Raw genomic sequence first — 13352 nt, 5'->3', positions numbered from 1 at the left:
GGCTGACAAGGAGGAAGTTCATGACGCAGGTCGCGGCCGACGATGCGGAGGCGCAGCCCCGGCGCGGCGGCGGACGGCCGACCCGCGCGGAAGCCGCGCGGCGCGAGGCGCGCATCGTCGAGGTCGCCACCCGCCTGTTCATGGAGCGCGGCTTCGACGCGACCTCGATCGACGCGGTCGCGGAGGCGGCCGGCGTCAGCAAGCCGACGCTGTATTCGCGCTATCGCGACAAGCGCGCGCTGTTCGAGGCGGTGCTCGACGAGCGCATCCGCGAATGGCTGGCCCCGCTCTCGGCCGCGGCCGAGACGCAGGCCCTCGAGGCCAACCCGCGGGACGCCGCGACCGTGCTGGACGAGCTCAGCCGCAACCTCCTCGCCCGAGCCCATGCGCCGGGCGCCGCCGCGCTCACCCGCTGCATCGCCGCGCAGGCGATGCAGTTCCCCGATCTGGCGCGGCTCGCCTACGAGGAAGGCTGGATGCGCGGCGTGCGCGCGGTCGGCCGCCTCCTCACGGTGATGGCCGCGCGGGGGCAGATCGCGGTCGACGACGCGGAGATCGCCGCCGACCTGTTCCTCAACCTCGTCCTCGGCCGCAGCGCGAAGCAGGCGCTCTACGGCATCGCGGTCGACCCGGAAGCGCAGGAGAAGCGCCGCCGCGCCGCGGTGGCCCTGTTCCTCGCCGGCTGCCGCCCCCTCGCACCCGAGCGCAGGTGAAGCCGGCGGGCTGGAGAAGAAAGCAGGCTTGCCAAGAAAGTCGAACGTCTTGTTCGAAACTATTCGGGTTTTCGGATCAGCAAGACGGGCCCATCTTCGCTTCATCGGACGGCGGCCACCGGGTCGCCTCGCCTCAGATCGATGGAGCCCCCCATGTCCAGCATCCTCAAGGTTTCGGTTCTCGCCCTCTCCCTGGCGGCCGCCCTGCCCGCCGCCGCGGTCGCGCAGAGCTACACCGCGCCGGCCGGCATCCCCACCGAGACCGCGCCCGGCACGGTCTCCGGCCGCCCCGTCGAGCGCGGCGTCGGCCAGGCCGCGCCGAGCGCCTACGATGCGATGGTCACCGGCTCGGTCGGCCGCATCCCGGCGCACAAGCCCGCCCGCCGCTGACCCGGCGGCGCCGACCTTGCTTGCCGGATCGCCGGGGCCGGACGCGCCCCGATCGTTCGAGGATCCCGGCATGCGCGGCCCCGGAACACCGACGCTGGACCAGCTCGGGGTCTTCCTCGCGGTGGTCGAGGCCGGGAGCTTCGCCGCGGCGGGCCGTCGCCTCAACCGGGCCACCTCGGTGATCAGCTACGCGGTGGCCAATCTCGAGCAGCAGCTCGGCCTGCCGCTGTTCGACCGCGACGCGACGCGACGGCCGCAATTGACCGAGGCCGGGCGCGCGGTGCTGGCGGAGGCGCGCATCGTCGCCCACGGCGTCGACGCCCTGCGCGCCAAGGTCGGCGGATTGCTGAGCGGGCTCGAGGCGGAGGTCAGCCTCGTCGTCACCCTGCTGATGCCGGGGCCGCGGCTCGTCGATGCGCTCAAGGCGTTCCAGGCGCGGTTTCCCTCGGTGGCCCTGCGCCTGAACGTCGAGGCGCTCGGCGCGGTGCAGCAGCACGTGATCGACGGCCGGGCGGCGATCGGCATCGGGGTCGAGCTCTGGCAGCGGGAGACCGACCCGCTCGAGCTGGTGTCCGTCGGCGAGGTCGAGATGGTGGCGGTCGCCGCGCCCTCCCATCCCCTGGCCGCCGCCGACGGGTCGGTGTCGGGCCTGGCGCGCGAGCACGTGCAGCTGGTGATCTCCGACCGCTCTCCCCTGTCGGAAGGCCAGGAATTCGGGGTGATCGCGCCGCGGACCTGGCGGCTCTCCGACATGAGCTCCAAGCACACGCTGCTGCTGGCCGGGATCGGCTGGGGCAGCATGCCCGCGCACCTGGCGCGCGCCGACCTCGAGGCGGGGCGCCTCGTGGCGCTGAAGCTGCCGGAGGCGACGCGCCGCCTGCTCCCGCTCACCGCGATCCACCGCACCGACCGCCCGCCCGGCCCGGCTGGGCGCTGGCTCATCCGCCGCTTCGTGGAGCAGGCCGAAGGCTGAGCGCCGCCCTCCGGGCGGCGCTCGCGTCTTCTTGATGCCACGCGACGGTCCCCGCCCGGGCCGGCGCGCCCGGATTCGGAGCAAAGGCGCCCCCGGTGAGTTCCCTCGCGTGGGGGCGGCACCGCGCCGTCCGCGCGGGTCGGGGTTCGGTTTCGGAAGGACGGATGGCTCAGGACACGGATCCCACCGGTGACGGGTGGACGCTCGCCAGCTTCACCGCCGCGATCCACCGGGGCGGCGTCGGCCTGTGGGCCTGGTCGCCGGAGCGGCGGCTCGCCCAGCTCGACGGCCTCTGCCGCGCGTTCTGGGACACGACCGAGCCGGTGGTGGGCATCGACGCGCTGTTCGCGAAAGTGAACGCCGAGGACCGCCCGGGCATGATGCGGGACTGGGCGGCGAGCGCCACCGATCCGCAGGCCTACAGCTTCGACTTCCGCATCGGCGACGGCGCCGACGCCCGCTGGATCTCGGCGCGCGGCGTCGGCGGCGAGGCCGGCCGGGTCGGGGAGTGGGTCCAGGCCATCTTCCTCGACATCACCGACCGCAAGCGGGCGGAGGATGCCGAGCGGCTGCTGACCGCCGAGCTGGCGCACCGCGTCTCGAACATGTTCACGGTCGCCCGCGCGCTCACCGCCATCGTCGCCCGCGAGGCCACGTCGACGCCGCACTTCGCCGAGGACCTGTCGCAGCGCTTCGGGGTGCTGCACGAGGCGACCGCCCTGGCGACGCGGTCGAACCGGGCCGACCGGGGCGACGTGCGGCTGCGGGACCTCGCCGAGCGCATCCTGGCGCCGTACCTGAACGGCGCCAACATCGCCGTGGACATCCCGGACGCGGCGGTGGCGCCGCCCGACAAGGTCAACGACTACGCGATGATCGTCCACGAGCTCGCCACCAACTCCGCCAAGTACGGGGCGCTGGCCGGCGGCGGCACGCTCAGGCTGGTCGGTCGCGTCGCCGACCGCGCGCTGACGCTGGACTGGACCGAGGGCGGCGCGCCGTCCGGGACGCCCAAGGCCGACGGGACCGGGTTCGGGTCCCGCCTGCTCAAGCAGACCATCGAGCGCAGCCTGGCGGGGCGGTTCGACCGTACCATCGACGCGGCCGGGCTGCGGTTCCGGATGGTCGTGCCGACCCGATGACCGGCCGGGCCCGCCTTCGGGGCGGATCGATGCCGTTCCCGGTTGCCGATCCGAGACGCGCGCGCACCAGCCCGACCCGAATCGCGGTTCTGACCCCATGGCGCTCCTGCTAGACGGCCCGGCGTGACCACAGCACCGCATCAGCCCATGCCGGCCGAGACCGAGGCGAGCCGCGTCCGCCGCGAGACCCACCGCATCCTCTCCGAGATCGCCGGCGGGGCGGACGTCACCGATCCGTTCGCGGCGGCGGTGCGGGCCACGCGCATGCCGATGATCGTCACGGACCCGCGCCAGCCCGACAACCCGATCCTCTTCGTCAACGCGGCCTTCAGCCGCCTGACCGGCTATGCCTCCGAGGAGATCGTCGGGCGGAACTGCCGCTTCCTCCAGGGGCCCGACACCGACCGGGACGACGTCGCCCGGGTGCGCGCGGCGATCGCCGCCCGGCAGCCGATCGAGGTCGCGCTCCTCAACTACCGCAAGGACGGCACGACCTTCTGGAACCAGCTTCTGCTGGCCCCGGTGAAGGACGCCGCCGGCGAGGTCGCGTACTTCTTCGCCAGCCAGTACGACGTCACCGCCGACGTGCTGCAGCTCGCGGCTCTGCGCGGCGAGAACGCCGCCCTGTCGGCGGCCCGCGCCACCGACGCCGAGCGCCTGCAGTTCAGCGAGATGGCGCTGCGGCTGGCGACCGAGGCGGCCGAGATCGGCACCTTCGACCTCGACGTGGCCGCCGACGCGCTGACCCTGTCCGAGCGCACCCGCGAGCTGTTCGGCCTCGCCCCGGACGCCGCGTGCGATCGCGCGACGCTTCGCGACGGCCTCCACCCGGACGACCGGGAGACGGTGCTGGCGGCGCTCGCCGCCGCCCTCGATCCGGAGCGGCGCGCGCCGTTCGAGGCCGAGTTCCGCGTCGTCTCCAAGGCCGACGGCACGGTGCGATGGGTGTCGGCCAAGGGGCGCGGCCTGTTCGACGGCCGGGGCCGGGCCTTCCGGGCGCTCGGGACGATGGTCGACGCCACCGGCCGCCGCGAGACCGAGGAGCGCTACACGGCGCTGTTCGAGGCGGTCGACGACGGCTTCTGCATCATCGAGTTCATCGACGGGCCGCACGGTCCGGCGAGCGACTACGTCCACATCGTCGCCAACCAGGGCTACGAGCGCCAGACCGGGATCGCCGGCATCGTCGGGCGGACCCTGCGCGACCTCGCGCCGGACGAGGCCGAGGGCTGGCTCGCGCTCTACAGCGGCGTCCTGCGCACGGGGGAGTCGATCCGGTTCGAGCGCGCGTTCCCGCGCGCGGGCCGCCACATCGAGGTCTCGGCCGCCCGGATCGAGCCGGCGAGCCGGCGCCAGGTCTCGGTGCTGTTCCGGGACGTCACCGGCCGCCGGCGCGCGGAGGCGGACCTCCAGGCCAGCGAGGCGCAGTTCCGGGCCTTCGCCGAGGCCGTGCCGAACCAGGTCTGGGGCGCCCGCCCGGACGGCACGCTGCATTGGTTCAACGGCCGGGCCTACGCTTATACCGGCGCGGCGCCGGGGGCGCTGAACGCGGCCGCGACCTGGTCCGACCTGATCCATCCCGACGACCTGCCGGCGGCGCGCGCCGGTTGGGACCGCTCGGTCGCCACGGGCGAGCCCTACGAGGTCGAGTTCCGCATCCGCGGCGGCGGCGGCTACCGCTGGTTCCTGGCGCGGGCGCAGCCGGTGCGGGACGCCGCCGGCGCTCTGACCCAGTGGGTCGGCACCCACACCGACATCGACGAGCGGCGGCGCCAGGCCGAGGAGCTCGAGCGGCAGGTCGCCGCCCGCACCGCGGAGCGCGACATGATCTGGAAGGCGTCGTCCGACCTGCTCTGCGTCGCGAACTTCGAAGGCCGCTTCGTCAGCCTCAACCCGGCCTGGGCCGCGACGCTCGGCTGGACCGAGGCCGAGATGAAGGCCGGCCCGTTCCTGGACCTGGTCCACCCCGACGATCGGGCCGTCACCGAGGCGGCCGCGGCCGGCCTGGCGCGGGGCGACGCCCAGCTGTCGTTCGAGAACCGCTACCGCCATCGCGACGGCGGCTGGCGCTGGCTCTCCTGGAACGCGGTCCCGAACGGCGGCCTGATCTACGCCACCGTGCGCGACGTCAGCGCCGCCAAGGCCCAGGCCGAGGCGCTGGCGCGGACCGAGGAGGCGCTGCGCCAGTCGCAGAAGATGGAAGCGGTCGGGCAGCTCACCGGTGGCCTCGCGCACGACTTCAACAACATGCTCGCGGGCATCGTCGGCTCCCTGGAGCTGATGCAGACCCGCATGCTGCAGGGCCGGATGGGCGAGCTCGACCGCTACATCGGCGCCGCGCAAGGTGCGGCACGCCGCGCCGCCGCCCTGACCCACCGCCTGCTCGCCTTCTCCCGCCGACAGACCCTGGCCCCCAAGCCGACGGACGTGAACCGTCTGGTCGAGGGCATGGAGGACCTGGTGCGCCGCACCGTCGGGCCGGGCGTGTCGGTCGAGGCGGTCGGGGCCGCCGGGCTCTGGCCGACCCTGGTCGACCCGAGCCAGCTCGAGAACGCCCTGCTCAACCTCTGCATCAACGCCCGCGACGCGATGCCGGAGGGCGGCCGCATCGTGGTCGAGACCAGCAACCGCTGGCTCGACCGGCGCGCCGCCCGCGAGCGCGACCTCGAGCCGGGGCAGTACGTCGCGCTCTGCGTCTCCGACAACGGCACCGGCATGGCGCCGGACGTGGCGGCGAAGGCGTTCGACCCGTTCTTCACGACCAAGCCGATGGGCGAGGGCACGGGGCTCGGCCTGAGCATGATCTACGGCTTCGCCAAGCAGTCGGGCGGGCAGGTGCGGATCTACTCCGAGCCCGGCAAGGGCACGATGGTCTGCATCTACCTGCCCCGCCACCTCGGCGAGGCCGAGGCGGTCGAGGCGGTGCCCGACCTGTCGGACGCCGCGCGGGCCAAGCTCGGCGAGACGGTGCTGGTGGTCGACGACGAGCCGACGGTGCGGATGCTCGTGACCGAGGTGCTGGAGGATCTGGGCTACGCGGCGATCGAGGCGGCGGACGGCGCCTCCGGCCTCAAGGTGCTGCAGTCGGACGTGCGCATCGACCTGCTGGTGACCGATGTCGGGCTGCCCGGCGGGATGAACGGGCGGCAGATGGCCGATGCGGCGAAGACCGCGCGGCCCGGCCTCAAGGTGCTGTTCATCACCGGCTACGCGGAGAACGCCGCGCTCAACCACGGCCACCTCGCGCCCGGCATGGAGGTGCTGGTGAAGCCCTTCGCCCTGGAGGCGCTCGCCACCCGCATCCGCGGCCTGATCGAGGGCTCGGCCTAAGCGAAAAGGTTCCGAGGACGGACCGCGTGTCCTGGAGGCGAGGGGCGTCCAACGGAAAAGGGCGCCCGACGGTGAGTCGGGCGCCCTTCGTCGAGGACACGTCGCGTCGCGGGCGCAACGGCGCCCGCGACCGGCGCCTCAGTAGCCGTAGCCGTAGGCCGGGTAGCCGTAGCCGTAGGCGGGGGCGTATCCGTAGGCCGGCGCGTAGCCGTAGCCGCCGTAGTAGCCCACCGGGCGGCCGTAGCCGTAACCGCCGTAGCCACCGTAGCCGCCGTAGGAATTCGCCACGATTGCGCCGGCGGCGAGGCCGGCGATGCCGAGGCCGATCGCGGCGCCCGGGCCGATGCCGCGGCGATAGCCGTAGCCGCGTCCGTATCCGCCGCGGAAGCCGACGCCGCGATAGCCGTAGCCGCCGTGACCGAAGCCGCCGTGGCCGTAGCCGCCGCCGTAACCCCAGCCGCGGGCCTCGGCGGGGGCCGATGCCAGCATGCCGAGCCCGAGCAGTGCGGTGGAAGCGAGTGCGAGCTTGCGCATCCAAGATCTCCTGTCTGGGTGAGTATGGCTCTTAAAACGACCTCGGCCGCACCGCGTTCCAACATCGGTGGTGGTTCGACATGTCACAGTGTCGTTGAACCAGCGTACCGGTGAAGGCTCCGGCCTCGCGCGGGAGCGCGGGAGCGCGGGAGCGCGGGAGCGCGAGTTCCGGCCCGGTGCCGGGGTCCCGGCCGGGATCTTGCTCCGCCATCCGCGTTGACCGGAGGCGACCGCGTGGAGCATGAAGGCCCGTCGGCGCCGCGGGCACCCGCATGGGAGCTTCCGTCGCCGAAAGCCGTTCTCGGACGGGCATGATGGTGGCGACCATGCCCCATGGAAACGGACGGCATGGACGACGAGATCGAGCGGCTGCGCAGCGAGAATCGGAGGCTCGAGGCCGAGGTCGCGCGCCTGCGCGAGCGGAACGCGTCGCATGTCAGGCTCCCGGATTCCGGCCAGCGCACGTCCGGGGCGGATGTCGACCTGCTGTTCACGGCGGCGGAGAAGACCCGCATGCCGCAGATCGTCACCGACCCGAACCTGCCGGACAACCCGATCGTGTTCGCCAACCGGGCGTTCCAGGCCCTGTGCGGCTACTCGGCCGACGAGCTGATCGGCCGCAACTGCCGCTTCCTGCAGGGGCCGGACACCGATCCGGCGGACATCGCCAAGGTGCGCGACGCCATCGCCGCGCGCCGCGACGTGGTCGTCGAGATCCTGAACTACCGCCGCGACGGGTCCACCTTCCGCAACGAGCTCTACGTCAGCCCGGTCTTCACCGCCGAGGGCCACCTGCGCTACTTCTTCGCGAGCCAGCTCGACGTCACCCGGTTCCGGACCGAGGAGGGCATGCTCGCCGAGAGCGAGGCGCGCTACCGCACCCTGTTCAATGCCCTCGACGCCGGCTTCTGCGTCATCGAGCTCCGGTTCGACGCCGACAGCCGCGCGGTCGACTACCGCTTCGTCGAGGCGAATCCGGCCTTCTCGCGCCACACCGGCCTCGACGACGTGGTCGGCAAGTGGGTGAGCGAGGTGGTGCCCGACCTCGAGCGCAGCTGGCTCGACACCTACGGCCAGGTCGCGATGACGGGCCGGGCCGTCCGCTTCGAGAGCGGCGTCGTCGCGCTCGGGCGCTGGTTCGAGGTCCAGGCCCTGCGCATCGGCGATCCGGTGCAGCACCGGGTCGCCCTGCTGTTCAACGACGTCACCGACCGGCAGAAGGCCGAGAGCGTGCTGCGCGACACCGCCCGCGACCGGACCACGGAGCGCGACCTGGTGTGGCGGGCGAGCCGCGACCTCCTCGTTGTCTGCGGCTTCGACGGCCTCTACCGCTCGGTCAACCCGGCCTGGCACGAGATGCTGGGCTGGTCGGCCTTCGATCTCGTGCGCACGTCCTTCAGCGACTACGTCCACCCCGAGGACAGGGCGGCCGCGACCGCGGCGTTCGAGCTGCTGCGGGAAGGCCAAGTTCTCGACAGCCTCGACGTGCGCATGCTCACGGCGGACGGCGACTTCCGCTGGGTGTCGTGGAACGCCATCCCGCAGGAGGACCACTTCTACGCCGCCGGCCGCGACGTCACCGAGCGCCGCGCCCTGGAGGAGCAGCTCCGGCAGTCGCAGAAGCTGGAAGCGGTCGGCCAGCTCACCGGCGGCGTCGCGCACGACTTCAACAACCTGCTGACGGTGATCCGGTCCTCGACCGACCTGCTCAAGCGCCCCGACCTGCCGGAGGAGCGCCGGCAGCGCTACATCGGCGCGATCTCCGACACCGTCACCCGCGCCGCCAAGCTCACCGGCCAGCTCCTCGCCTTCGCCCGGCGCCAATCCCTGACCCCGGAGGTGTTCGACGTCGGCCGCAGCGTCGCCTCGGTCGCCGACATGGTCGGCACGCTCACCGGCGCCCGCATCCGGGTCGTCACAGACGTGGCCGCGAACCGGGACGGTCGCGGGAACGAGGTGCCCTACCTGATCGACGCCGACCCGAGCCAGTTCGACACGGCCCTGGTGAACATGGCCATCAACGCGCGCGACGCCATGGACGGCGAGGGCCGCCTCGACATCGGCGTGCGCCGCGCCTCGGCGATCCCGGCGGTGCGGGCCCATCCCCGCATCCCCGGCGACTTCGTCGCCGTCTCGGTCCGCGACACCGGGACCGGCATCGCGGCGGCCGATCTCGATCGGATCTTCGAGCCGTTCTACACCACCAAGGGCGTCGGCCAGGGCACCGGGCTCGGCCTGTCGCAGGTGTTCGGCTTCGCCAAGCAGTCGGGCGGCGAGGTGCTGGTCGAGAGCACGCTCGGCCGGGGCACCACCTTCACGCTTTACCTGCCCCGCGAGGTCGGGCGGTCCGTGGCGATCGAGGAGGACGGCGAGCCCGAGCCCCTCGCCGACGGGCACGGCACCCGCGTCCTCGTGGTCGAGGACAACCAGGAGGTCGGCTCCTTCGCCACCCAGGCCCTGCGCGAGCTCGGCTACGAGACCGTGTGGGCGATGAGCGCCGAGGAGGCCCTCGCCGTCCTGTCCGCGTCGCCGCGCTTCGACGTGGTGTTCTCCGACGTGGTGATGCCCGGGATGAACGGCATCGACATGGCGCGGGAGATCCGCCACCGCCACACCGGCCTGCCGGTCGTCCTCGCCTCCGGCTACAGCCACGTGCTCGCCGAGCAGGGCACCCACGGCTTCCCGCTCCTGAAGAAGCCGTACTCGGTCGAGGACCTGTCCCGCACCCTGCGCCGGGCGGTCACCCGGGCGGCCTCGCCGGGGGCCTGACGCGCGGGGCCCCCCTCGATCACGGCGCTCGCGCAGATCCTGCCGCGCGGCGTGGCCGCGACCGGCTCCGCGCGGGCCGGATCACCCGGAGACCCGTCCCGCATGCCCCGTCGCATCCTCATCACCGGCGCGAGCGTCGCCGGGAACACCGCGGCCTGGTGGCTCGGCCGCCACGGCTTCGACGTCACCGTCGTCGAGCGGGCGCCGGGCTTCCGCGACGGCGGCCAGAACGTCGACGTCCGCGGGGTCGGGCGCGAGGTCCTGCGCCGCATGGGCCTGGAGCAGGCGGCGCTCGACCGGGGCACCGGCGAGCAGGGCACCGCCTGGGTCGACGGGCGGGGCCGGGCGGTCGCGGCCTTCACGATGGATGCCAGCCTCGGCGACGGCCCCACCGCCGAGATGGAGATCCTGCGCGGCGACCTCGCGCGGCTCCTCTACGAGCCGGCCCGGGAGCGCGCGACCTACCGCTTCGGGGATCGCGTGACCCGGATCGACGACGGAGCGGAGGCCGCGACGGTGACCTTCGCCTCCGGGGCGAGCGAGCGCTACGACGCCGTCCTCGTCGCCGAGGGCGTCGGCTCGACGACGCGCGAGCTCGTGTTCCCCGGCGAGGCCGACCCGCGCTGGATGGATCTCGCCATCGCCTACTTCACCATCCCGCGGACCGCGGACGACGACCGGATGTGGCGGTGGTTCAACGCGCCCGGCGGCCGCGGCATCTCCCTGCGCCCCGACCAGCACGGCACCACCCGCGCGATGCTCACGCTGCGGCAGCCGCCGGGCGGCGAGCAGGATTGGGGCGCGGACCGGCAGAAGGCCTACCTGCGGCAGCGCTTCTCCGATGCGGGCTGGCAGGCGGCGCGCGTCCTTTCCGGGATGGAGGCCACCGCGGACTTCTACTTCGACGTCCTGCGCCAGGTGCGGATGCGGCGCTGGTCCAGCGGCCGCGTGGCGGTGACCGGCGACGCGGCCTGGTGCGCCACGCCGCTCGCCGGCATCGGCACGACGCTGGCCGTCACCGGCGCCTACGTCCTCGCCGCCGAGCTCGCCCGCGGCGACGACGTCGCCGCGGCCTTCGCCGCCTACGAGCGCGCCATGCGCCCGATGGTCGAGGACGGGCAGGGCGTGCCCAAGATCGCGCCGAAGCTGATGAACCCGAACAGCCGGCTCGGCATCAGCCTGCTCCACCGCGTGCTGCGCATCGCCAGCCGGCCGGGCCTCCGCCGCCTGGCCTCGAAGCTGTCCACCGGCCGCGCCAAGGAGCCGGACCTGACCGGCTATCCCGATCCCGCCGGCGCCTGACGCGAGCCGGCGGGGCGGATCGGGCGCTCACCCACGCGTGGTCACGGCGTGCGCGCCCCCCCGGCGCGGATCCCGCATCGGTCAGCCTCGGTAGCGCAGGGCCTCGATCAGCACCGCGAGCGCCGCCGCGGGCTGCCGGCGGCTCGGATAGTACAGGTGGTAGCCCGGGAAGGGCGGGCTCCAATCCTTCAGCACCCAGGTCAGCGCCGCGCTGTCGAGATGGGGCTGCACCTGGTCCTGCGGCAGGTAGGCGATGCCGAACCCGTCCAGGGCGGCGCGCAGGATCATGCTCACCGTGTTGAACACGACCTGCCCGTCCACGCGAACCCGGACCTCGCGCCCGTTGGCCGCGAACTCCCAGGCGTACAGGCCGCCATGGGTCGGCAGGCGCAGGTTGATGCAGGCGTGGCCGGTCAGGTCCTGCGGCGTCCGCGGCGCAGGCCGGCGCGCGAGGTAGGCCGGCGCGGCGACCGCCGCCATGCGCATGTCCGGCCCGATCGGGACGGAGACCATGTCCTTGGCCACCACCTCGCCGAGCCGCACCCCGGCGTCGAAGCGCCCGGCGACGATGTCGGTCAGGGCGAAGTCGGTGACCAGCTCCACCTGGATGTCCGGGTACCCGGGCAGCACCCTCCGCAGCGCCGGCCACAGCACCGCCGCGACCGCGTGCTCGTCGGCGTTGATCAGCACGGTGCCGGCCGGCGTCTCGCGCAGGTCCGTCACCGCGACCAAGCCGGCCTCGATCTCCGCGAGCCGGGGCCCGACGGACCGGATCAGCCGCTCGCCCGCCTCGGTCGGCGCGACGCTGCGCGTGGTGCGCGTCAGCAGCCTCAGGCCCAAACGCGCCTCGAGCCCGCGGATGGTCTGGCTGAGCGCGGGCTGCGACAGGCCGAGCTGCGCCGCCGCCCGGGTGAAGCTCCGCGCGCGCGCGACCGCGACGAAGGCGAGCAGGTCGTTCAGGTTCTCCCGCGCCATTCATGAAGTCCGGCGCATCGCCGCGTGCGCATTCCGGCATCTAACGCCGGGCCGGCGCGCGGCCAGCGTGGGGCGCAGGTCCCGCCGACGAGCCCAACGGTGGCGATCCAGCGTGCCGGCGCGACGCCGCCCGGCTCGGCCCCGATCGTCGCGCTGCTCTCCTCTGCGAGCTGCTCGGCCACGGTCACCGACCGACCCATCTCGACGAAGGTCGGCATGCCGGAGGGTTCCTGTTCGTGGCCCGGCGTCGGGGCAAGCGCGAGGCGCGGCGGATGCCGAACCCTGCGACGTGCGCGGGCCGGGCTCGCGCTCGGGGCTCAGTGCTCGCCGGCGGCCACGGTCTCGCGCATCGGTTTCGTGGGTCGGCCGATCAGCCTGCTCAAGTCGCGGCCGTCCTCGAACAGCGCACCCTCCGCCACGACGGAGTCGGAGGCGGCGACGAAGGCCGCCAGGTCCTTCGGCAGGCCGGCCTTCAGCAGGACGCCCTCGTACTCGGTCTCGGGCAGGTTCCTGTAGACCACCGGCCGGCCCGACACCTTCGCGACCTCGGCTGCGAACTGCTCCAGCGTGTAGGCGTCGTCGCCCGCCAGTTCGTAGATGCGGCCGTTCTCCACCTCGGCGGCCGTCAGCACGGCCGCGGCCGCGTCGGCGTAGTCGGCCCGCGCCGCGGACGAGATCCGCCCCTGGCCCGCGCTGCCGAAGAGGGTGCCGTGCTCGAGCGCCATCGGGATCGAGGCGGCGTAGTTCTCCGTGTACCAGCCGTTGCGCAAGATGACGAAGGGCACGCCGGATGCCGCGAGGACGAGCTCCGTCCGCCGATGCTCGTCGGTGAGCTTGGGCGGGGACGTGTCGGCGTGCAGGACGCTGGTGTAGGCGATGCGGCGGACGCCCGCCCGCTTGGCCGCCTCGATGACGTTCCGATGCTGGTCCACGCGCTTGCCGAACTCGTTGGAGGAGATGAGCAGCAGGCGCTCGATGCCCGCGAAGGCTCGGTCCAGGGTGTCGGTCCTCTCGTAGTCGACCTGCCGCACCTCGACGTCGAGGGCCCGGAGCGCCTTGGCGCCGTCGTCGTCGGGGTTGCGCAGGCCGGCCACGATCCGGGAGGCCGGCACGCTGCGCAGCAGGGCCTCGACGACGAGGCGCCCGAGGCGCCCGGATGCGCCGGTGATGCCGATGCGGGGATGTGCGGAGGTCATGGGCGCAGTCCACGAAGGTTCGGTTGCG

11 protein-coding genes are annotated in these 13352 nt (G+C 73.5%); 7 read left to right on the top strand and 4 right to left on the bottom strand.

The genetic code is table 11. The annotated features are described in order from the left end of the window. The first annotated feature begins 20 nt into the window (after positions 1-20). The 5 genes from ACFZ8E_RS24520 (at position 21) to ACFZ8E_RS24500 (ending at position 6548) form a co-directional block, all read left to right on the top strand. Positions 21-713 (top strand): TetR/AcrR family transcriptional regulator, encoded by a 693-nt coding sequence (locus tag ACFZ8E_RS24520; protein ID WP_147859852.1) that lies wholly within the window; start codon positions 21-23, stop codon positions 711-713. A 153-nt stretch (positions 714-866) separates the two neighbouring features. Then, positions 867-1103 (top strand): hypothetical protein, encoded by a 237-nt coding sequence (locus tag ACFZ8E_RS24515; protein ID WP_405044038.1) that lies wholly within the window; start codon positions 867-869, stop codon positions 1101-1103. 70 nt (positions 1104-1173) lie between these two features. Then, positions 1174-2076: a LysR family transcriptional regulator gene (locus ACFZ8E_RS24510; RefSeq protein ID WP_243938552.1), complete on the top strand. Its 903-nt coding sequence runs from the start codon at positions 1174-1176 to the stop codon at positions 2074-2076. A 164-nt stretch (positions 2077-2240) separates the two neighbouring features. After that, positions 2241-3218, top strand: a complete 978-nt coding sequence (locus tag ACFZ8E_RS24505; protein ID WP_243950587.1) for an HWE histidine kinase domain-containing protein — start codon at positions 2241-2243, stop codon at positions 3216-3218. A 147-nt stretch (positions 3219-3365) separates the two neighbouring features. Beyond that, a complete protein-coding gene (locus tag ACFZ8E_RS24500) occupies positions 3366-6548 on the top strand; it encodes a PAS domain S-box protein (RefSeq protein WP_405044446.1) in 3183 nt (1060 codons plus the stop codon). 138 nt (positions 6549-6686) lie between these two features. Here ACFZ8E_RS24500 and ACFZ8E_RS24495 read toward each other — a convergent pair whose 3' ends face one another. Next, a complete protein-coding gene (locus ACFZ8E_RS24495; protein ID WP_147726794.1) occupies positions 6687-7082 on the bottom strand; it encodes a hypothetical protein in 396 nt (131 codons plus the stop codon). Between the two features lie 348 nt (positions 7083-7430). On the opposite strand from ACFZ8E_RS24495, the gene ACFZ8E_RS24490 reads away from it, so the two are divergent. Continuing rightward, entirely contained in the window at positions 7431-9851 is a 2421-nt protein-coding gene (locus ACFZ8E_RS24490) for a PAS domain S-box protein (protein WP_147843079.1), read from the top strand. A 102-nt stretch (positions 9852-9953) separates the two neighbouring features. Then, the gene (locus tag ACFZ8E_RS24485) at positions 9954-11153 is read left to right on the top strand and encodes an FAD-dependent monooxygenase (protein WP_147726790.1); all 1200 of its coding nucleotides are present in this window, start codon (positions 9954-9956) and stop codon (positions 11151-11153) included. An 81-nt stretch (positions 11154-11234) separates the two neighbouring features. Here the strand turns inward: ACFZ8E_RS24485 and ACFZ8E_RS24480 are convergent, their stop codons facing one another. The 3 genes from ACFZ8E_RS24480 to ACFZ8E_RS24470 all read right to left on the bottom strand — a co-directional run bounded on the left by ACFZ8E_RS24480 (position 11235) and on the right by ACFZ8E_RS24470 (position 13324). Continuing rightward, on the bottom strand, positions 11235-12128 hold the full coding sequence (locus ACFZ8E_RS24480; RefSeq protein ID WP_243950583.1) for a LysR family transcriptional regulator: 894 nt from the start codon (positions 12126-12128) through the stop codon (positions 11235-11237). Next, the gene (locus tag ACFZ8E_RS24475) at positions 12110-12346 is read right to left on the bottom strand and encodes a hypothetical protein (RefSeq protein WP_243950581.1); all 237 of its coding nucleotides are present in this window, start codon (positions 12344-12346) and stop codon (positions 12110-12112) included. Before ACFZ8E_RS24475 ends, ACFZ8E_RS24480 begins: the two co-directional genes overlap by 19 nt. A 99-nt stretch (positions 12347-12445) precedes the next feature. Next, positions 12446-13324: an SDR family oxidoreductase gene (locus ACFZ8E_RS24470; RefSeq protein ID WP_405044037.1), complete on the bottom strand. Its 879-nt coding sequence runs from the start codon at positions 13322-13324 to the stop codon at positions 12446-12448. Positions 13325-13352: the final 28 nt, after the last annotated feature.

Source organism: Methylobacterium sp. HMF5984 (assembly GCF_045033435.1).
In the GTDB taxonomy this organism is placed as follows: domain Bacteria; phylum Pseudomonadota; class Alphaproteobacteria; order Rhizobiales; family Beijerinckiaceae; genus Methylobacterium.
Note: the sequence above shows the minus strand (reverse complement) of the source record. Positions and strands in the feature narration are given on the sequence as shown.